Source organism: Marinactinospora endophytica (genome assembly GCF_054780875.1).
The window spans coordinates 295,319-315,004 of sequence record NZ_BAAGVM010000002.1 but is presented as its reverse complement, the minus strand read 5'-3'; the positions used below and the strand labels follow the sequence as shown (position 1 = coordinate 315,004).

General features: G+C 71.8%; 20 protein-coding genes. 7 read left to right on the top strand and 13 right to left on the bottom strand.

Features of this window, described 5'->3' with window-relative positions; all coding sequences use genetic code 11:
• Positions 1 to 27 precede the first annotated feature (27 nt).
• The 5 genes from ACYVHU_RS05325 to hemL all read right to left on the bottom strand — a co-directional run bounded on the left by ACYVHU_RS05325 (position 28) and on the right by hemL (position 4,591).
• Positions 28 to 1,038: an NAD-dependent epimerase/dehydratase family protein gene (locus ACYVHU_RS05325; protein ID WP_078760639.1), complete on the bottom strand. Its 1,011-nt coding sequence runs from the start codon at positions 1,036 to 1,038 to the stop codon at positions 28 to 30.
• A gap of 202 nt (positions 1,039 to 1,240) precedes the next feature.
• A complete protein-coding gene (locus tag ACYVHU_RS05320) occupies positions 1,241 to 1,339 on the bottom strand; it encodes a 30S ribosomal protein bS22 (protein WP_078760640.1) in 99 nt (32 codons plus the stop codon).
• Between the two features lie 220 nt (positions 1,340 to 1,559).
• Positions 1,560 to 2,195, bottom strand: a complete 636-nt coding sequence (locus ACYVHU_RS05315; RefSeq protein ID WP_078760641.1) for a histidine phosphatase family protein — start codon at positions 2,193 to 2,195, stop codon at positions 1,560 to 1,562.
• The gene (locus tag ACYVHU_RS05310; protein WP_498947679.1) at positions 2,155 to 3,177 is read right to left on the bottom strand and encodes a LysR family transcriptional regulator; all 1,023 of its coding nucleotides are present in this window, start codon (positions 3,175 to 3,177) and stop codon (positions 2,155 to 2,157) included. Before ACYVHU_RS05310 ends, ACYVHU_RS05315 begins: the two co-directional genes overlap by 41 nt.
• A 118-nt stretch (positions 3,178 to 3,295) precedes the next feature.
• Complete coding sequence (hemL, locus tag ACYVHU_RS05305) at positions 3,296 to 4,591, bottom strand: glutamate-1-semialdehyde 2,1-aminomutase (RefSeq protein ID WP_078760643.1); 1,296 nt, start codon at positions 4,589 to 4,591, stop codon at positions 3,296 to 3,298.
• Between the two features lie 123 nt (positions 4,592 to 4,714).
• On the opposite strand from hemL, the gene rraA reads away from it, so the two are divergent.
• Positions 4,715 to 5,203: a ribonuclease E activity regulator RraA gene (rraA, locus tag ACYVHU_RS05300; RefSeq protein WP_078760644.1), complete on the top strand. Its 489-nt coding sequence runs from the start codon at positions 4,715 to 4,717 to the stop codon at positions 5,201 to 5,203.
• Positions 5,204 to 5,212: 9 nt separating this feature from the next.
• On the opposite strand, the gene ACYVHU_RS05295 is transcribed toward rraA, so the two are convergent.
• From ACYVHU_RS05295 to ACYVHU_RS05260, 8 genes are all read right to left on the bottom strand, one after another.
• Positions 5,213 to 5,875, bottom strand: coding sequence for a bifunctional DNA primase/polymerase (locus tag ACYVHU_RS05295; protein WP_078760645.1), 663 nt, complete (start codon positions 5,873 to 5,875; stop codon positions 5,213 to 5,215).
• A gap of 94 nt (positions 5,876 to 5,969) precedes the next feature.
• Positions 5,970 to 6,953 (bottom strand): porphobilinogen synthase, encoded by a 984-nt coding sequence (gene hemB, locus ACYVHU_RS05290; protein ID WP_078760646.1) that lies wholly within the window; start codon positions 6,951 to 6,953, stop codon positions 5,970 to 5,972.
• A 41-nt stretch (positions 6,954 to 6,994) separates the two neighbouring features.
• Entirely contained in the window at positions 6,995 to 8,680 is a 1,686-nt protein-coding gene (locus ACYVHU_RS05285) for a bifunctional uroporphyrinogen-III C-methyltransferase/uroporphyrinogen-III synthase (RefSeq protein WP_078760647.1), read from the bottom strand.
• A gap of 59 nt (positions 8,681 to 8,739) precedes the next feature.
• Positions 8,740 to 9,687, bottom strand: coding sequence for a hydroxymethylbilane synthase (gene hemC, locus ACYVHU_RS05280; RefSeq protein WP_078760648.1), 948 nt, complete (start codon positions 9,685 to 9,687; stop codon positions 8,740 to 8,742).
• Between the two features lie 2 nt (positions 9,688 to 9,689).
• Positions 9,690 to 11,138 carry a glutamyl-tRNA reductase gene (locus ACYVHU_RS05275; RefSeq protein ID WP_498947675.1) on the bottom strand — a complete coding sequence of 483 codons (1,449 nt, stop codon included), beginning with the start codon at positions 11,136 to 11,138 and terminating at the stop codon, positions 9,690 to 9,692.
• Between the two features lie 87 nt (positions 11,139 to 11,225).
• The gene (locus tag ACYVHU_RS05270; RefSeq protein ID WP_144389988.1) at positions 11,226 to 11,918 is read right to left on the bottom strand and encodes a redox-sensing transcriptional repressor Rex; all 693 of its coding nucleotides are present in this window, start codon (positions 11,916 to 11,918) and stop codon (positions 11,226 to 11,228) included.
• Positions 11,919 to 12,128: 210 nt separating this feature from the next.
• The gene (locus ACYVHU_RS05265) at positions 12,129 to 12,380 is read right to left on the bottom strand and encodes a glutaredoxin family protein (RefSeq protein WP_078760651.1); all 252 of its coding nucleotides are present in this window, start codon (positions 12,378 to 12,380) and stop codon (positions 12,129 to 12,131) included.
• 34 nt (positions 12,381 to 12,414) lie between these two features.
• The gene (locus ACYVHU_RS05260) at positions 12,415 to 12,675 is read right to left on the bottom strand and encodes a MoaD/ThiS family protein (protein WP_078760652.1); all 261 of its coding nucleotides are present in this window, start codon (positions 12,673 to 12,675) and stop codon (positions 12,415 to 12,417) included.
• Positions 12,676 to 12,781: 106 nt separating this feature from the next.
• Between ACYVHU_RS05260 and ACYVHU_RS05255 the strand changes: the two genes are divergently transcribed.
• The 6 genes from ACYVHU_RS05255 to pstA all read left to right on the top strand — a co-directional run bounded on the left by ACYVHU_RS05255 (position 12,782) and on the right by pstA (position 19,683).
• Positions 12,782 to 13,528: a winged helix-turn-helix transcriptional regulator gene (locus ACYVHU_RS05255; protein WP_078760653.1), complete on the top strand. Its 747-nt coding sequence runs from the start codon at positions 12,782 to 12,784 to the stop codon at positions 13,526 to 13,528.
• A gap of 260 nt (positions 13,529 to 13,788) precedes the next feature.
• Positions 13,789 to 14,850: a hypothetical protein gene (locus tag ACYVHU_RS05250; RefSeq protein ID WP_144389989.1), complete on the top strand. Its 1,062-nt coding sequence runs from the start codon at positions 13,789 to 13,791 to the stop codon at positions 14,848 to 14,850.
• A 47-nt stretch (positions 14,851 to 14,897) separates the two neighbouring features.
• The gene (mshD, locus tag ACYVHU_RS05245; protein WP_078760655.1) at positions 14,898 to 15,887 is read left to right on the top strand and encodes a mycothiol synthase; all 990 of its coding nucleotides are present in this window, start codon (positions 14,898 to 14,900) and stop codon (positions 15,885 to 15,887) included.
• Between the two features lie 271 nt (positions 15,888 to 16,158).
• Positions 16,159 to 17,274, top strand: a complete 1,116-nt coding sequence (gene pstS, locus ACYVHU_RS05240; RefSeq protein WP_144389990.1) for a phosphate ABC transporter substrate-binding protein PstS — start codon at positions 16,159 to 16,161, stop codon at positions 17,272 to 17,274.
• Positions 17,275 to 17,595: 321 nt separating this feature from the next.
• On the top strand, positions 17,596 to 18,582 hold the full coding sequence (pstC, locus tag ACYVHU_RS05235) for a phosphate ABC transporter permease subunit PstC (RefSeq protein WP_078760657.1): 987 nt from the start codon (positions 17,596 to 17,598) through the stop codon (positions 18,580 to 18,582).
• Positions 18,583 to 19,683, top strand: coding sequence for a phosphate ABC transporter permease PstA (gene pstA, locus ACYVHU_RS05230; protein WP_078760658.1), 1,101 nt, complete (start codon positions 18,583 to 18,585; stop codon positions 19,681 to 19,683). It begins immediately after the preceding gene.
• Positions 19,684 to 19,686 lie beyond the last annotated feature (3 nt).

The window sequence follows — 19,686 nt, the reverse complement described above, 5'->3', positions numbered from 1 at the left end:
GTCGCGGGGCGGCCCGTCTCCGCGGGGTCAGCGGCCGACGACGCCGCGGACGCGATGGGTCATCTGGCCGATGAGGCGGGTGGGGGTCCGGGCCGACGGCACCCGTTCGGCCACGAAGGAGTCGAACGCCTCCTGCGAGGAGTAGCTCGGCGACCACTCCAGGGCCCGTTCCAGCTTGCCCGAATCGAGCACCCGGCCCGAACAGAGCAGGCGCAGGTGGTCGGGGGAGTAGTCGAGCCGGGCCCGGCGGGCCAGGCTGTCGAACACCCGTAGCCCGCCCGCGGGAACCGGGAACTCCGGCCGGCCCGCGCGACGCAGACACTGCGACAGCGGAATCGCGCCGGGCGCGGCGACGTTGAAGGTGCCCTCGCCGTCGCTCGTCGCCATCCGGCGGAGGGCCTCGACCCCGTCGTCCTCGTGGAGGAACTGCATGCGGGGATCGTGTCCTCGGAGCGTGGGAACGATCCGCAGGCCCAGGTAACGGGTGAGGGGGGTCTCGACGGACGGCCCCATGAGGTTGGCGAACCGCAGCACCGCGACGGAGATGTCGGGGCGGCGCCGCACCAGGCCGCGCACGTGCCGTTCGAGTTCGACCGCGTCCTTGGCGTATCCGGGCCGCAGCACCTGCTGCGCCTCGGCCTCCTCGGTGCACACCTCGGGGCCGCACGAGGAGGGGCCGTAGACCGCCGCGCTGGAGCGGACCACCAGACGGTCCACCTTCGCGGAGCGTTGGCAGGCGGCGAGCACCTGGAGGGAACCGAGGGCGTTGTTCTCACGGAACGGCCGGCCCGCCGTGTCGCGCGGCGCCGTCGCCAGGCCCAGGTGCAGGACCGTGTCGGCGCCCGAATCGCTCACCACCGCGTTGACACTGCCATCGTGCGGATCGGCCCGAACGAACTCGGCCCCTCCCAGGAGGGGATGGGGCCGGGCGGAATCCACACCGATCACCCGGTCGACACCGGGATCGGCCTGGAGGGCGTTCGCGACGCGGGCCCCCAAGTACCGGGAGACCCCGGTAACGAGTACGACGCGAGCCATGTCGACTCGCCTCCTTAGGCGTTCTCACTGCGGGGAGGTAGGTGTCTCCGCCTCGGTCTCGGACAGGGCCGGCGCGGCGGGGACGGACCCGGGCGGCGCGTACCGCACCCCCATGGCCCGCGATCCCGGCGCGCCCCGCTGCCACGGGGCCCCTGCGCGCGGGCGCGGAGCGGGCCCACGGCACGTCGGCGGAGAGGGGCGCCTACTTCTTGTTGCGACGCGCGATGCGGGTCTTCTTCAGCAGCTTGCGGTGCTTCTTCTTCGCCATGCGCTTGCGGCGCTTCTTGATGACGGAACCCATGGGATCACCTCTTGAACGCGATGAAAGAGACATGACGGCGGAGCGCGGGCGGGAAGGCCCGTCCAGCCGTCCTGTGACTGCGGCGGCACGTCACCGTAGGGGACATGGCGCGGCAGATGGGCGGACACGGCCGGAGGGGACGCGCCACCCAACGAGCTAGCCTACCCTCTCGGGCAATCGGACGGACGCGCGTAGGGGAAACGTCACCCGCCCGGGCGGTCTAGGCGCCGGGGACGCTGGCCCGGCCGGTGTAGAGCTCGGCGGCCGGCTCGCTGTAGCCGACGCTGACCAGCCGGTAGTCCTCGAAGGTCAACGACGTGACGCTGGCGAGGTTGCACTGCCGGCGGTCGGGACGGTGCCACAGCCGCTGCCCCTCGGAGGCGCGGCGCGCCATCCAGATCGGCAGCTGGTGACTGACGCACACCGCCTCGCCGCCCCAGGCCTCGCGGCGGACCTGCTTGATGACCTCGACCATGCGCGCCACGATCGTCGTGTAGGACTCGCCCCACGACGGCAGGAACGGGTTGTAAAGCCGCCGCCAGGTGCGCGGGTCCGCCATCGCGCGCGACGTGAACGGTTTGCCCTGGAAGCTGTTGCCGGCCTCGATCAGCCGGTCGTCGAGCTGGATCGGCAATCCGAACCCGTCGGCCAGGGGCTCCGCGGTCTCCTGGGCGCGCTCCAGCGGGGAGGAGTAGAGCACCTTCAGGTCACGGCCCGCAAACCACTTCGCGGCCAGCTCCGCCATGCGACGGCCTCGCTCGCTGAGGTGGAAGTCCGGAAGCCGGCCGTAGAGGACCCCCGCGGGGTTGTGCACTTCACCATGCCGCAGCAGGTGGACGACGGTGGTCGTGGACATCGTGCGGAACCGTTTCCCTTTCGGTGTGCTTCACGCCCTCTGAGTGGGGTGGCGGCGGTCCGGCCGGAACCGGCCGCGCGCCCTCAACCGTACCGACCGCGGCGCGCAGTGCGGCAACCATGGCCTGGACCGCGGGGCGTCGCCCCGCCTCCGAACGCCATACCGCGTACAACCGTCGCACCAACGTGGGCCGCACCGGGACGGTGACGAGGCCGTCGGGCAGCCGGCCCCGGCCCAGCCGGGGCAGGACCGCGACGCCCAGGCCGGCCGCGACCAGTTCGAGCTGGGTCGGGTACTCCGTCGAGTAGTGGGCGATCTCGGGTTCGACGCCCGCCTCGCGCAGCATCCCGACGAGCCAGTCGTGGCATATGTCACCGCTGGGCGCCGCGATCCACTTCTCGGTGGCGAGCTCGGCGAAGGCCAACGACGGGCGTCCGGCCAGCGGATGGGAGGCGGGCAGCGCGATCTCGGCGGGATCGTCGAGGAGGTGGACGCGCTCCAGTCCCTCGGGGAGGGGCAGGGGGGAGTTACGCCAGTCGTGCACGATGGTGAGGTCGTACTCGCCGCGCAGCATCCGGGGCAGCGACGTCTTGGGAACGGTCTCGTGGAGTCTGACGGTGAGCCGGGGGTGATGGGTGGCGAGGTCGCGCACCACCCTCGGGAGCAGTCCCCGCGAGACCGTGGCGGGCGCGGCGATCCCGATCTGGCCGACCACGCTGCCGCGCTGGGCCTCCAGGTCGGCCTCGGCCTCGGTGACCAGTCTGAGGATGCGTTCGGCGTGGCCGACGAGCAGCCAGGCGGCGTCGGTGAGCCGCACGCCGCGTCCGTTGCGCTCCAGCAGGCACGAGGAGGTCTCGCGCTCCAGTTTCGCGATCTGCTGTGAGACCGCGGAGGCGGTGATGCCGAGGGCGTCGGCCGCCGCGCTCACCGAGCCGTACTCGGCGATGGTGGTGAGGGCGCGCAGCCGATCGAGATCAAGCATGTCTCAATGCTAAAGAGTCCGTTAACGGTGATCTAGCGGAATCCGTAGCGTTTCTGTTCCTCCGCGATCTTCCGGGGCGACGGCCGGACGGGTCCGCCGCCCCGAGCCCACCGGATCGTCAGTCAGCCACCTGGGCGGCGGCCTTGGCCGCCGCGGGCAGGGCCGAGACGACCCGATCGATGGCCTCATCGTCGTGCGCCGCCGAGAAGAACCACGCCTCGAACGCCGCCGGCGGCAGGTAGACGCCCTGCTCCAGCATCGCGGTGAAGAACGCCGCGAAACGGCGGGTGTTCTGCGCGCGGGCGTCGTCGAAGTCGACCACCTCGTCGGCGGTGAAGAACACGGTGAAGAGGTTGCCGCCGTGCTGGATACGGTGCGGCACGCCGGCCGCGCTCAGCTCCGCGGCCACGGCCGCCGAGACCTGCTCGGCCACCCGGTCGATGTGGGCGTAGACCTCGGGGGTGGCGTTGCGCAGCGTCGCCAGGCCGGCCGCGGTGGCCAGCGGGTTGCCCGAGAGCGTGCCCGCCTGGTAGACGGGGCCGCTCGGGCTGAGCTGGTCCATCAGGTCGGCGCGCCCGCCGAACGCGGCGGCGGGCAGTCCGCCCCCCATCACCTTGCCGAAGGTCATCAGGTCGGGGGCGACCCCCTCAAGGCCGTACCACCCCGACGGGCTCACCCGGAAGCCGGTCAGCACCTCGTCGAGGACGAGGAGCGCGCCGTGCCGCGCGGTGATCTCCTTGAGCCTGGCGTTGAAACCGTCCTTGGGCGGCACGATGCCCATGTTCGCCGGGCACGCCTCGGCGATGACACAGGCGATCTCCTCGCCCGACTCGGCGAAGGCCCGCTCGACCGCCTCGATGTCGTTGTAGGGCAGCACGATCGTGTCGGCGGCGCTGGCGCCGGTGACACCCGGCGAGTCGGGCAGGGCGAACGTCGCGACACCCGAGCCCGCCGCGGCCAGCAGCGCGTCCACGTGTCCGTGGTAGTTGCCGGCGAACTTGACCACCTTGCTGCGCCCGGTCGCGCCGCGGGCCAGCCGGATCGCCGACATGGTGGCCTCGGTACCGGAGTTGACCAGCCGCACCTTCTCGACGGGGGTGCGGGAGACGATCTCCTCGGCCAGCTCGACCTCGCCCTTGGTCGGCGCGCCGTAGGAGGTGCCCTTGGCCGCCGCGGTGGCGAGCGCCTCGACGACGGCCGGGTGCGCGTGGCCGAGGATCAGCGGCCCCCACGAGCAGATGAGGTCGACGTAGCGGTTGCCGTCGACGTCGGTGAGGTAGGCCCCCTCGCCCGACGCCATGAACGGCGGGGTCCCGCCCACCGCGCCGAAGGCCCGGACCGGGGAGTTCACCCCTCCCGGCACGACCGCGCTCGCGCGCTGGAACAGGTCGGTTGAAATCTGATGAGTACCCACCCCTCCAGTGTGGCAGTTACCTGCGAAAGCGCGCGCCCCGTCCCCAGGGGCCGGGGTCGCCGCGGCCGGTCACGCGGGCCCGGATAGGTTGGGGCCCCGTCGTCCCGACACGAGGGAGCCACCATGGCCGAGGTGCCCGCGACCGCCGACCTGATCGACGCCCACGGCGACCTGCTCGCGAGCTGCGAGACGCAGCTCCGCCAGTTCGGCGCGCGCCGCGCCTTCCAGGGCACGATCGTCACCGTCACCTGCCGCGAGGACAACGCGCTGGTGAAGCGGCTACTGGGCACTCCCGGCCAGGGCCGGGTGCTGGTGGTGGACGGCGGGGGATCGCTGCGCAGCGCGCTCATGGGAGACCTCATCGCCGCGTCGGCCGCGCGCAACGGCTGGGCGGGGGTGGTCATCAACGGCGCCGTGCGGGACACCGCTCAACTGGCCCACATCGACCTGGGGATCAAGGCGCTGGGCAGCAACCCTCGCAAGTCGGCCAAGACCGGCGCCGGAGCGGTGGACGTGCCGGTGGCGTTCGGCGGGGTCGTGTTCGACCCGGGGGCCTGGCTGTGCAGCGACGAGGACGGAATCGTCGTGGCCGCCGAGAAACCGGGCGCCTGAACGCCCCGGTCAGGCGGTGAACTCCTCGCAGGCGTCGGCGAGGACGTCGAGGACGGGGATCGGGTCGGGCAGGGCGATGGCCGCGCCGTCGGCGACCGGTGAGCGGATCCAGGCGACCTGGCCGCCGGAGGGCAGCCGCGAGGGAGGCGCCGGCACGTAGCTGTCCCGGCAGTGCCACCGCAGGCCCGGCGTCTCCTCGACGGTCTCGGGCACGCAGTCGAGGTGACAGGACCACCACTCGTCCTCGTCCACCGGCGACCGCGTGGCCACGAAGAAGAGATAGCGCCGGGCCTCGACCGCCGCCACCGGGCCGGCCGCCACACCGGCACGGTCCATCCGGGCCAGCGCCATGATCCCGGCGCCCGCGGGAACGTCGAAGACGTCGAAGACCCGTCCGGTGGGCAGGATGATGTTGGCGTCGGGGGTGGCGTTCCACCAGCGGGTGATGCGAGCGGGGTCGGTCGTCGCCTCCATGGCCCAGGCCGCCGACATCGGATGGGCGCCCGGGTCGGGGCAGCCCAGCCGGTCACAGGCACAGGCCCGACCGTTGTCCTGCGCCGGCCGCGCCCCACGGCACACCGGCCACCCCAGCGCGGCGTACTCCAGCGCCGCGCCGAGCCCGCTGCTCGCGGTCTGCCTCCGGCGTTTGCGCCGGCTGAGCACGTCTACCACGTTTCCCCCTTGGTCCGGTTCGCGGTGCGGAGTCGATGGTGTTGCCTCCCCGCACCCGGCCCCGGCCCGATTGGGAGAACACCGTTGTCACGGATCAGCGCAGAAGGCGCGCGGCCTCGGTGGCCCAATAGGTGAGGATCTGGTGGGCGCCGGCCCTCCGATAGGAGGTGAGCGTCTCCAAGATGACCCGTTCGCGGTCCAGCCACCCGTTGGCCGCGGCGGCCTCGACCATGGCGTACTCGCCGCTGACCTGGTAGGCCGAAACGGGCACGGTGACCGACTCGGCGACCTTGGCGACGATGTCGAGATAGGCCAGGCCCGGCTTCACCATGACCATGTCGGCGCCCTCGGCGATGTCCAGCTCGACCTCGCGCAGCGCCTCGCGGGCGTTGGCCGGGTCCTGCTGGTAACGGGTGCGGTCGCCGAACTGGGGCGCCCCCTCGGCGGCCTCGCGGAAGGGCCCGTAGAAGGCCGAGGCGTACTTGGCGGCGTAGGCGAGGATCGGGACGTTGGTGTAGCCGGCCCTGTCCAGCGCGGTGCGGATGGCGGCGACCTGGCCGTCCATCATGCCGCTGGGCGCGACGACGTCCACCCCCGCGGCGGCCTGGGCCACCGCGATGGAGGCGTAACGCTCCAGCGTCGCGTCGTTGTCGACATCGCCGGAGGGCGTGAGCAGGCCGCAATGGCCGTGCGAGGTGTACTCGTCCAGGCACAGGTCGGCCATGATCACGATCTCACCGCCGAGGTCGGCCGACAGGTCGCGCAGCGCCTTTTGGACGATGCCCGCGGGGTCGTCGGCGGCCGAGCCGCGCTCGTCCTTCACCTCGGGGACACCGAACAGCATGAGGCCGCCGACCCCCGCCTCGGCCGCCTCGTGGGCGGCCTTGCGCAGGCTGTCGCGCGTGTGCTGGACGACGCCCGGCATCGACGACACCGGGTTGGGCGTGTCGATGCCCTCCTTGACGAACATCGGCAGGATCAGGTCGGCCGGGGCGACCCGGGTCTCGGCCACGAGCCTGCGCAGCGCCGGCGTGCTGCGCAGCCGGCGGGGCCGGGCCGCGGGGAAGCGTGCGGTCATGTCGGGCGACTCCCTGGTGGGCTGGTCGGTGGTGCGGCGGGTCAGGCGAGCTTGCGCCGACGGCCGCGCCGCTTCTGGCTGGGCCGGAGCACGGGCTTGCCGTCCCGGATCGCGGCTTCGCGCTGAGCCGCACCGTACTCCGAAAGGGCCGCGGCGAGGGCCGAAACCGAGGTCTTGGGGGCGACCACGTCGACACGCAGCCCGTACTCCTCGGCCGTCTTGGCGGTCTCGGGGCCGATGACGGCGATGACCGTGGTCGCGTGCGGCTTGCCCGCGATGCCGACGAGGTTGCGCACCGTCGAGGAGGAGGTGAACAGCACCGCGTCGAAACCGCCCCCCTTGATGGCCTCGCGGATCGGCGCGGGCGGCGGCGCCGCGCGCACCGTCCGGTAGGCGGTGACGTCGTCCACCTCCCAGCCGAGGTCGGCCAGGCCGGCGGCGAGGGTCTCGGTGGCGATGTCGGCACGCGGCAGGAGCACGCGCTCGATCGGGTCGAGCTCGGCGTCGTAGGGCGGCCAGACCTCGACCAGTCCGGCGCCGGACTGACGGTCCTCCGGCGGCATGAGGTCGGGCTGGATGCCGAACGCGCGCAGCGCGGCGGCGGTCTGCTCACCCACGGCCGCGACCTTCACACCGGCAAACGCCCGCGCGTCCAGACCGTATTCCTCGAACCGCTCCCGGATCGCCTTGACCGCGTTGACCGAGGTGAACGCCACCCACTGGTAACGGCCGGTCACCAGGCCGCGGACGGCCCGCTCCATCTGCTGCGGGGTGCGCGGCGGCTCCACGGAGATGGTGGGGACCTCCTCGGGCACCGCGCCGTAGCCGCGCAGTTGCTCCGACAGGCTGGCGGCCTGCTCCTTGGTGCGGGGGACGAGCACCCGCCATCCGAACAGGGGGCGGGTCTCGAACCACGAGATGCGCTCCTGGCCGCGCACGCCCTCACCGACGACCATCAGCGCCGGCTTGGTGATGTTGTTGCCCTTGGCGTCGGCGGCCTTGAGGTCGGCGGTGAGGCGGGCCAGCGTGGACACGACGGTGCTCTGCGCCGTGGTGGTCCCCATCCGGGTGACGGCGACCGGGGTGGTGTCGGGGCGGCCACCGGCGATGAGCGCCTTGCACACGCGGTCGAAGCCGGGCCCCGTGGCCTGCGGGTCCTCGTCATCGGGGGCGTCGGGGAACATCACCACGAGCGTGGCCTCCCCCTCGGCCGCCCTCTCCCAGTCGGGGCCGGGCTCCCGGGCGTCGAGGACGCGCAGCTCGCCGACCCCGCGCGGCAGCAGCGGAACGCCGGCGTAGGTGGGGACGGCGGTGACCGAGGACAGGCCCGCGGCGATCTCGAACTCGACGCCGGCTTCGCGGCAGGCGTCGGCGAGCTCGGCGCCACGGCAGCCCAGCAGCGGATCGCCGCTGTAGAGGCGGACGACGCGACGGCCGTCGCGGGCGTGGGCGAGCGCGAGCGCGTTGGCGTCGCCCCCGCACTCGGCCGGCTCGATGACCTGGACGTCGGGACGGCAGTGCGCCAACAGCGGTGAACGGTAGGCGGCCATCCTGGGGCCCGGCTCACGGATGGTGAAGACGACGTCGGCCCGCGCGAGCAGCGCGGCGGCGCGCAGCGTCAGCAGCTCGGGGTCTCCGGGCCCGGCCCCCACCAGGGCGACGTGCCCGGCGGCGGCCCCGGCGGGCGTCCCCGGGGTCTCTTCCGGGTTCTCGGTGTGCGGGTTCATCGCTCCTTGTTCCTCCTACCGACTCCCCCACCTGACGGGTGGGGCTGCGCGGCCAGTCGTCAGCGCCCCGCGGCGTCGGCCACGATGCGGTCGGCTCCCTGCGCGATCATCTCGGCCGCCAGCGAGCGGCCGAGGTGGGCGGCCGCGGCCGCGGCGGTGGGGAAGTCGGCGAGGCTCGCCTGTCCCCGGCGGCGGATGGACTGGCTGCCGTCGACCGCGACCACGGCGGCGTGCAGGACGATCTGGCCGTCGGCGCAGCGGGCGTAGGCCCCCACGGGGGCGGCGCAGCCGGCCTCCAGTTCGGCCAGGACGGTGCGCTCGGCGAGGACCGCGGCGCGGGTCTCGGCGTGGTCGACCGCGGTGAGGTAGGCCAGATCGCCGTCGATGTCGGCGGCCCGGCACTCCACGGCAAGCGCCCCCTGCCCGGGGGCGGGCAGCACCTGTCCGGGGTCGAACACGTCGGTGACGTCGTCGAGGCGGCCGACCCGGGTCAGGCCCGCGTAGGCCAGGACGACGGCGTCGAGCTCACCCGAGGCGACCTTGCCCAGACGGGTCTCGGCGTTCCCGCGGATGGGGACGTAGTCGAGGTCGGGGCGCAGCGCGGCGAGCTGGGCGACACGGCGCGGCGAACCCGTGCCCACCCGCGCTCCGGCGGGCAGGTCGGCGAACTTCAGGCCGTCCCGGGCGCACAGCGCGTCGCGGGGGTCGTCGCGCTCGGTGACGGCCGCGAGGGTGAGGCCGTCGGCGGGGGCGGTGGGCAGGTCCTTGAGGGAGTGCACCGCGAACTCGATGTTCCCGGCCAGCAGCTCGTCGCGCAGGGCGTTGACGAACACCCCGGTGCCGCCGAGCTGGGCCAGGTGGGCCTTGGTGACGTCACCGAAGCTGGTGATGAGCACGAGCTCGATCGAGACTCCGGTGCGCTCGGTGATGGTGTCGGCGACCATCTGCGACTGGGTGGTGGCCATGGTGCTGCGGCGGGTGCCGAGCCGGGCCGGTGCGGAGGTCATCTTCACTTCTCCTCGCCGACGGCGGGGTCGATCCGGGTGACCGCGTCGGGCGTTGCGGGGTCGAGGTCGAACAGTTCGCGCAGCGCCGCCTCATAGGAGTCGCCGTTGGGGCCGGCCGCGAGCTGCTTGACCCGGACGGTGGGCTGGTGCAGGAGCTTGTCGACGACGCGGCGCATGGCGTGGGTGATCTCGCCGCGGGCCTTGTCGTCGAGGTCGGGGAGGCGTCCCTGGAGGCGGGCCAGCTCGGTGTCGACGACGAGCCGGGCCTTGCTGCGCAGCGCGACGACCGTGGGCGCGACGAGCTCGGCGCGGCGGACCGACTGGTACTCGGCGACCTCCTCCTCGACGATGTCGCGGACCAGGGAGAGGTCGTCGGAGCGCCCGGAGGTGTCGTCGGCGCCCTCGGCGGCGGCGCGGCGCAGGTCCTCGATGTCGACCAGTTCGACGCCGGGCAGCTCGCGCACCGCCTCGTCGACGTCGCGCGGCAGGGCCAGGTCCAGGAAGACCAGCGGGCGGGCGCCGCGCCCGGCCAGGGTGGCCTCGACCTCGTCGCGGGTGAGCACCAGCCCCTGCGCGCCGGTGCAGGAGATGACCAGGTCGACGTCGGCGAGCTGGGCCGCGGCGTCCTCGAACGGGACCGCGCGGCTGGCGATCGGCTCATAGGCCTCGGTGAGGCACTCGGCCAGCCGGGCGGCCCGTTCGAAGGTGCGGTTGGCCACCACCACGGAGCTCGCCCCCTGACGGGCGACGGTGTTGGCCGACAGCGCGCTCATCGAGCCGGCGCCCAGCACCAGGACGCGCCGGCCGGTGAGGGCCTGCGGCTGGGGAAGCGCGGCGGCGACGGCGTCGGCGGTGGAGGCGGCGTGGACCGGGCACCGCCCGCCGGTCGCGGCCGGGGCGGCGCCGGCGGCCGCGACCGGAAGGTGGCGCATGGCGACGGTCAGGCCGAGGGAGACCATGTCGGCCCCGGCGTGGTCGAGGTGGGTCTCGGTGTGGGCGCGCTTGCCGACGCGCAGGGCCCGCTGGCCGAGGTCGTTGAGGACCCGGCCGAGGGTCCCGCCCTGCTGCGCCTCCTTCAGGGCGGTGCGGACCTGTCCGAGGATCTGCCCCTCGCCGACGACCATGGAGTCCAGGCCGCAGGCGACGGAGAACAGGTGCTGGACGGCGCGCTCCTCGTAGTGGACGTAGAGGTGCTCGGTGAGTTCGCTCATGGACACGCCGGTGTGCCAGGAGAGCAGCTCGGAGATCGCGGTGACACCGGGGTGGAACTTGTCGACGTCGGCGTAGACCTCCATGCGGTTGCACGTGGCGACGATCATCACCTCGTTGACCGCGGAGGTGCCCACCATCTCGGACATGACCTTCAGGCGGGACTCCCCGCTCAACGCGACGCGCTCCAACAGCGCCACGGGCGAGCTGCGGTGGCTCAGCCCAACGGCGAGGACACTCATCTGCACTCCAAAGCAGGAACTACTGCTACGCTGCGCGCGGCGCGGCCGTGGTTGCCCGCGCGCGCGACGCTACGGCCATCGGTCATGTCATGCCTCCAGGGCCTCGATCCATTCGGGCCCTCCCCGGCCGTCGGCCTTCCGTTGCTCGTGGAAGGCCAGGATCTGAAGCTCGATCGACAAATCGACCTTACGCACATCCACGCCGTCCGGCACATTGAGGACCACCGGCGCGAAGTTGAGGACGCTGGTCACTCCCGCGCCGACGAATCGGTCGCAGACGCCCTGGGCGGCCGCCGCCGGCGTGGCGATGACCCCGATGGAGACGTGCTCACGCGCCACGACCTCCTCCAACGAGTCAATATGCCCTACGCGCAGGCCCGCGACGGCGTCTCCCACCACCGCGGGGTCGGCGTCGAGGAGGGCCGCGATGCGGAACCCGCGGGTCCCGAACCCCCCGTAGTTGGCCAGTGCGCGGCCGAGGTTGCCGACGCCGACGATCGCCACCGACCAGTCCTGGGTGAGACCAAGTTCACGGGAGATCTGGTAGATGAGGTACTCGACGTCGTAACCCACGCCACGGGTACCGTAGGAGCCGAGGTGCGACAGGTCCTTGCGGAGCTTGGCGGAGTTCACCCCCGCGACGGAGGCCAGCTCCTCGGACGAGACCGTGGGCGTGCCACGTTCGTCGAGCGCCTGCAGTGCCCTCAGGTACAGCGGGAGCCTCGCGACGGTCGCCTCCGGGATTCCCCTTTCCCGGGGCCGTGGTGGACGGCGGGTCACAGGCGTGCGCTCCTGGGCAACTGTCGGCGGTGCGGATGGTGTTCGGGCCGACATGGGTTCGATGCTCCCCTATAAGCACGCGTTCGACCCGTCGAGATCCCGGCCGGATGATGATTTGACCACCAGATTACGCCCTTGTGAATGTATGCACAAAGTGGGGTGGCCGTAGGGCCACCCGCCGGCGTGTCCGTTATTCGGGGTGCTCTCGCGTCAGGACAGGGCCGCGCGCAGACGCTTCTCGCTGACCCTCCAGAAGTCGTGCTGAACGCCATCGACGAACGTGACGGGGATCTTGTCCCAGTACTCGTCGCGCTCCTCCTGCGAGGCGTGGGTGATGTCACGCACCTCGTAGCGGACGCCCAGGTCGGCGGCCACGGTCTCGATGACCTTCAGCGCCTCGTCGCACAGATGACAGCCCGGCTTTCCGAGCATGGTGATCACCCGAGGTGATTCGTGTGACATATCCGCAATCTCCCCATCTCTTTCTCGCGGCCGTTCACCCGCCGGCGAAAGGAGGCAGCACCTCGATGACGCCCCCTTCGCTCAGGCGCACCTCGGCATGGGGCCGCCGCCCCACGGGCGCCTCGTCGACCAGGAACGAGCAGCGCCGCAGGACCTCGATCAAACGGGGGCGGTCGGCGTGTCGCCGGCGCACCTCCTCCAACGCCGTGGCCAGCGTGTCGGCCTCGTAAGGCTCCTCCGCCACGCCCGCGGCTTCTTTCGCCGCGGCCCAGTACCGAATGGTTCCGCTCACCATCGATTGATTATCCTTGTATTTCTCGGAGGCAACATTCAGATATTTCCGACCGGGGGCAATGGCGCCTTCGACCAGCCGCTTCATGCGGGGTGACGGGAAGAGACGCATGAGCCACCTGCTGTTACTGACGAACTCCAACGAGCCGTCCGACCACGTTCTGCCCGCCCTCGGCCTGCTCCTGCACTCGGTGCGCGTGGCCCCGGCCGAGGCGAGCGCCCTTCTCACCCCGGGACACGACCGTACGGGGGGTGCCCCCGTCGACGCCATCCTGGTCGACGCGCGCACCGACCTCGTCAGCGTCCGCAACCTGTGCCGCCTGCTCGACACCACGGGGCTCGACTGCCCGCTCATCGCGATCCTCACCGAGGGCGGTGTCGCCGCGCTCACGCCCGATTGGCAGGTCGACGACTTCATCCTGACCACCGCGGGCCCCGCCGAGGTCGAGGCCCGGCTGCGCCTGGCCATCGGCCAGTCCGAGGCCGCCGCCGACGATCCCGACGAGATCCGGCGTGGCGACCTCACCATCGACGAGGCCACCTATATCGCGCGGCTGCGCGGACGCATCCTCGACCTCACCTTCAAGGAGTTCGAGCTCCTGAAGTTCCTGGCCCAGCATCCCGGACGGGTCTTCACCCGCGCCCAGCTGCTCCAGGAGGTGTGGGGCTACGACTACTTCGGCGGCACCCGGACGATCGACGTCCACGTGCGGCGGCTGCGCGCCAAGCTCGGCAGCGAGCACGAGTCGCTGATCGGCACCGTGCGCAACGTCGGCTACCGGTTCGTCCCCGACACTTCGGCAAAGGCCCCGGTCGGGGAGCCCGACCCCGTCGCCCACCAGGTCCACACCGGTTGACCCGTCGCCGGGCGCGTGGACGGTGCCGCACGCGCCCGGCATGAACGAAACGCCGGAAATAATGGTGGATCCTCGGATTCAGGTCTCGTGATCATGGCACCCCAGCGCCTAGGATGCGGAACAGTCGACGTTCGCGGTCACCCCCGATCAGGAGACGAGCGCGCAGCGTCAACCTTCCGGTCGCGGTGTTCGTCATGTTCTCCGCGACCGGGGTCCACCGGCGCGAACGGAGAGTAAGGCGACCGAGGAGGTCATGGCCCATGGCCGGCGGCAGGGACCGAAACGCTTCCAGCAGATCGACGCGGATGGTCGCCTGGGCGCCCCTGGGGGCGCTGTTCGTCGGTGCCGCGCTGGCCGGACCGGCGTCCTCGGCCTGGGCCCAGCCCGATCCCTCCTCTCCTCCCCCACCTCCGACCCCTCCCCTGGTCACCCTCGCGCCGACCGCCAAGCAGTTCGAGCTCGCCGAGGCGACCGTCGAGGTCTCCTTCCTGCTCCAGGTGGTCGCCCGGGCCGAGACGGGGGTGTGCCTGTACGGCCCCACGGTCACCGCGGACGGCTTCACCGCCGCCCCGTTCGAGTCGCCCACCCTCCTCGCCCCCGGATCCTCCGCCCAGACCCGGGTGTCCGGCCCGGTCGGCGCCCCCGGACCGGTGTCCGCCACGGGCTCCCTCGACTACGCCGTGCCCGGCGAGGCGGGCGCCTGCCCCGAGGCCGGCACGCACACGGTCTCCTTCACGGGGTCGGCCCAGGTCGTCCGCTCCAAGCCCGACCCCTCGCCCACCCCCGACCCGACGCCTCCTCCCGAGACCACGCCTCCCCCTTCCTCCCCGCCTCCCTCGTCGCCTCCGCCCGACAACGATGACGGGGAGGACGGTGACCAGACCGGCGCCCCCTCTTCGACCCCCACTTCCTCGGCCTCTCCCACGCGCCGGCCCGATCGCGCGAGCGGACAGGACCGCCCCCCGCGCCCCACTCGCAGCGCGGCGCCGCACAGTCCCGTGTCGACCACCACGCGCGGCGGCGCCGACGACGGGGCACTGCGTCCCGCCCTGCCGACGGGCGAGGCCACGCTTCCCTCGGTGGGCTCCTCGGGCGGCGAGGGCATCGGCGAGGAGTACGCGGAACTGCCGATGGTGACCCCCGGCGAGGACGAGTCGGCCACCACCGTCGCGACCGAGGCCGCGCAGGTGCGCGGCGGGATCACGCCGAGTGTCCTGCTGCTCTTTCTGATGCTGCTGTTGCTGCTGTCGGCGCCGCTGGCGCCGGTCCGCCGGGTACGCACCGGTTCGGTCGGCTACCGGGGACGTCGCCGCAAGGGCTGAGCCCGGCACGCCGCACGCCTCCCCGGTCGAACCGTAGGCTCGCCACCATGAGCCACATCGACATCACCGACGCCCTCACCGGGGAGCAGGCCCGGGCCGTGGGCGAGCTCGCCGCCGCCGCCCGCGCCCACGACGGCATCGCCCCCCTGTCGGAACAGACCCTGTTGCGCGTACGCCATGGCGCCCCCGGCGGGGGCGCCCGGTTCCACCTGCTCTACGCGGACGACGGTGAGGACACGTCCCGGCTCGTCGGATTCGGTTTCGTCGAGCGTTCGGGGGAGGAGCCCGACTCCGGCGAGCTCGTCATCGTCCCCGACCACCGGCTGCGCGGGTTGGGACGGCGCCTGCTGACCTCCCTGGCCGAGGACGCCTCGCCGCGCGGCCTGCGCGTGTGGGCGCACGGCCGGCTTCCCGGAGCCGTCGCGCTCGCCCGCTCGGCCGGCTGGCGCCAGGCGCGCGGCCTGTGGAAGATGCGCCTTCGGCTGCGCGCCGAAGAGGGCGCGTCGGACTCCGCGGTCGCGAACCTCCCGGAACCTCACCTACCGGGCGGCCTGGGGGAACGGGTCGTCATCCGCGCGTTCGAGGTGGGCCGGGACGAGGAGGCGTGGCTGCACGCCAACGCGCGGGCCTTCGCCGACCACCCCGAGCAGGGCGCGGTGACCCTGGAGGACCTGCGCCAGCGCGAGGCCGAGGAGTGGTTCGACGCCGGCGGGTTCTTCGTGGCCGAGGATCGGGCCAGCGGACGGATCGCGGGGTACCACTGGACGAAGGTCCACGCCGACGGGGCGGGGCTGACCGACGGCGAGGCCGTGGGCGAGGTCTACGTCGTGGGCGTGGACCCCGACTGGCAGGGGACGGGGCTGGGCCGCGCGCTGACGTTGGCCGGGCTGCGGCACCTGCGCGACCGGGGTCTGCCCTGGGTGCTGCTGTACGTGGACGAGGAGAACCGGCCCGCGGTCCGCCTGTACGAGTCGCTGGGCTTCACCCTGTGGGACGCCGATGTGATGTATGCGGCACCGCAGGGACCGTCGGCCTGACCCTCCAGGGGTGATGACGCAACGTGACAGACTACCGGATAAGCCGTCATCACCCCTGTTCAAGACCGGACATTACCCCCCAAAAAGGACGTGGTTCATCCGACATACACCTGTGATCCAACCCCTTTTCCAGCACTTTCGCTCCGCCGTTCACCCTTCGTTCACCCTGCCTGGTACATCTGGTCACCTCTCCTCCCTACCTTCGCATTTGGCGAGGTCGTACGGCGTCTCGCCCAAACATGACGAAGTCCAGAGGAAGGACACCGGGGCTGTGAAGCTCTCAAGGTTTGGCCAGTTCGCGGGAGCGGCCCTCGCCGGCGCCCTTGCACTCACCGCCTGTGGCAGTGACCAGGCGGTCGCCCCCTCCGAAGGCGGCAGCACGGCCGCGGGCAGCGCCGAGTGCGTCGAGGGCGGTGGCACCCTCGCCGGCGCGGGCGCCAGCTCCCAGGAGAACGCCATGGCTGCCTGGGTCGCCGCCTACAGCGGTACCTGCGAGGGCACCACGGTCAACTACGACGCGGTCGGCTCCGGCGCGGGCGTGTCGCAGTTCCTCGACGGCGCCGTCGCGTTCGCCGGCTCCGACTCCGCGGTCGCGGGCGAGGAGCTGGAGCAGGCGACCGAGCGTTGCAACGGCTCCGACGCCGTGAACCTGCCCGCCTACATCAGCCCGATCGCCGTCATCTTCAACCTCGAAGGCGTCGACTCCCTCAACCTCAAGCCCGAGGTCATCGCCGAGATCTTCAGCGGCGAGATCACGAAGTGGAACGACGAGAAGATCGCCGCGGACAACCCCGACGTCGAGCTTCCCGACTCCGAGATCACGCCGGTCAACCGTTCCGACGAGTCCGGCACCACCGAGAACTTCACCGCCTACCTCGCCGCCGCCGCGGGTGACGCCTGGCCGCACGAGCCCGAGAAGACCTGGCCCGTCGAGCCCAAGGAGGCCGCTCAGGGCTCCTCCGGTGTCGTCTCCGCCGTCGAGGGCGGCCAGGGCACCATCGGCTACGTCGACGCCTCGCACGCCGGTGAGCTCGGCACCGTGGCCGTCGGCGTGGGCGACGGGTTCGTCGAGTACAGCCCCGAGGCCGCCGCCGCGATCGTCGACACCGCCGAGTCCGCCGCGAGCAACGACAACGACCACGCCATCGCGCTGGACTACACCACCGACGACACCAGCGTCTACCCGATCGTCCTGGTCAGCTACCACGTCGCCTGCATGGAGTACGCCGAGCAGGCCGAGGCCGACCTGGTGAAGAGCTTCCTCGGCTACGTCATCAGCGAGGAGGGCCAGCAGGCCGCCGCCGACGAGGCCGGCTCCGCGCCGATCTCCGACGAGGTCCGCGAGCGGATCCAGGGGACCCTCGACCAGATCACGGCAGCAGCCTGATCACCACAACCCACACCGTGAACCGGGGTGGGGCTCACACCGCCCGGTGCGAGCCCCGCCCTTCACGGCGTTTCGGGGAACCGGGCGCCGAAGGCCCCGGCCGACGGCCACACAGCCCCGGAGCCCCGATTCCACACCGGGGGACACGGCTCCCCCGAGCCGGCGACAGGCGGTCCGATCCCGCCCGCGGTACCCCGGTGCGGTCAGAGCTCCACCGGGCAAGCTTCAGAATGTAACAGGCCCCGTCAACGCCTGTCAGGGATACGCACAAGTTGCTCTGTCCGGGGGGCGGACCTTGAACCATTTCGACCGGAGTCTCACATGATCAGCAAAGAAGACTCGCCCACGACGACCCGGGCGCCCGAGGGGGGAGCCCGGGTGCCCAAAGGCAAGCGTCGTGCCGGTGACGTCATCTTCGCCGGCGGCGCGCAGGGGTCGGGGATCCTGATCCTCGCGATCTTGGCGGGCGTCGCGGCCTTCCTCGTCATCCAGTCGTTCGACTCGCTGATGGCGAACACCGCGAACTTCTTCACCACCAGCGAATGGGACCCCAACGTCCGCGAGGAACCGGCCTTCGGTGTCGCGGCGCTGGCCTTCGGCACCGTCCTCGCCGCCGCCATCGCGTTGCTGATCGCGACTCCCGTCGCCATCGGCATCGCGCTGTTCATCGTCTACTACGCGCCGCGCCGCGTCGCGGCCGTCCTGGGCTACGTCGTGGACCTGCTGGCGGCCATCCCCAGCGTCGTCTACGGCCTGTGGGGCATCGGCTGGCTGGTCGTCGAGCTCGGCCCCTTCTACCAGATCCTTGAGGAGTACCTCGGGTTCATCCCGCTGTTCGCCGGGCCGATCTCCACGACCGGGCGCACCATGCTGAGCGCCGGGATCGTGCTGGCCGTCATGATCCTGCCGATCATCACGGCCATGTCGCGCGACGTGTTCCAGCAGGTCCCCCAGGCGCACCGGGAGGCCGCGCTGGCGCTCGGCGCGACCCGCTGGGAGATGATCCGCATGGCGGTCATCCCGTTCGGCCGCCCCGGCATCATCGGTGGCGCCATGCTGGGTCTGGGCCGCGCGCTCGGCGAGACGATGGCCGTGGCGATGATCCTGTCGCCCTCCCTGGTCATCTCCTGGTTCCTGCTCCAAAGCGGCAACCAGACCATCGCCGCGCACATCGCCCTCCAGTACCCCGAGGCCACCGGCTACGGCGTCTCGGCCCTCATCGCGGCAGGTCTCGTGCTCTTCGCGATCACGCTGGTCGTCAACATGGCAGCGCGCTTCGTCGTCTCGCGCCGCAAGGAGTTCTCCTAAATGACCACCCCGACCCGTCAGACCTCCGCCGGCGCTCCTGGCGGCGGAGCCACCCCCAGCCCTACCGGCGGCCTGCTGCTCAGCAGGAGCCTGCCCCGGTTCTTCGAACCGGCCCTGCTCCTCGTCCTGGCCGCGGTGGTCGGCGGCGCGCTGTTCCTCACCGGTCTGTTCAACGTGCCGCTGCTCGCGGTGGTGACACTGCTGGCCTACATGGTGACCATCACCATCGCCTCGGCCGTCGTCGAGAACGGCCGCAAGGCCAAGGACCGGCTCGTCACCGCGGTCGTCTACGCCTGCTTCGCCCTGGCGATGGTGCCGCTGGTGTCGCTGCTGTGGACGGTGATCGTCAACGGTCTCCAGCGGCTCGACGGCTACTTCCTCACCGTGTCCATGAACGGTGTCACCCCGAGCATGGACGCCGGCGGCGTCTACCACGCCATCATCGGCACGCTGATGATCACCGGCCTCGCCGCGGTGATCTCCATCCCGATCGGCCTGATGACCGCCATCTACCTGGTGGAGTACGGCCGTGGCCGGCTCAAGCAGGCCATCACCTTCTTCGTCGACGTCATGACCGGCATCCCCTCCATCGTCGCCGGCCTCTTCGTCGTCGCGCTGTGGATGATGGTGTTCGGTCCGGGCAAGACCAACGGCGCCGCCGGCGCGATCGCGCTGTCGGTGCTGATGATCCCCGTTGTGGTCCGCTCCTGCGAGGAGATGCTGCGGCTGGTGCCCAACGAGCTGCGCGAGGCCTCCTACGCGCTGGGCGTGCCGAAGTGGCTGACGATCCTCAAGGTCGTGCTGCCGACCGCGATCGCCGGGATCACCACCGGAATCATGTTGGCCCTCGCGCGCGTTATCGGGGAGACGGCACCTCTCATCCTCACCGCGGGCTCCTCCGCGGTGGCGATCAACTGGAATCTCTTCAACGGCCAGATGATGAGCCTCCCCGTGTTCATCTACTCGCAGGTCCGGATGGGGAACGCGATCAACTACGAGCGGGCCTGGGCCGCGGCGCTGACGCTGATCGTCATCGTCATGCTGCTGTTCTTCGTCGCCCGGCTGGTCTCGCGCTTCTTCGCCCCCAAGCTCGGGCGCTGACCA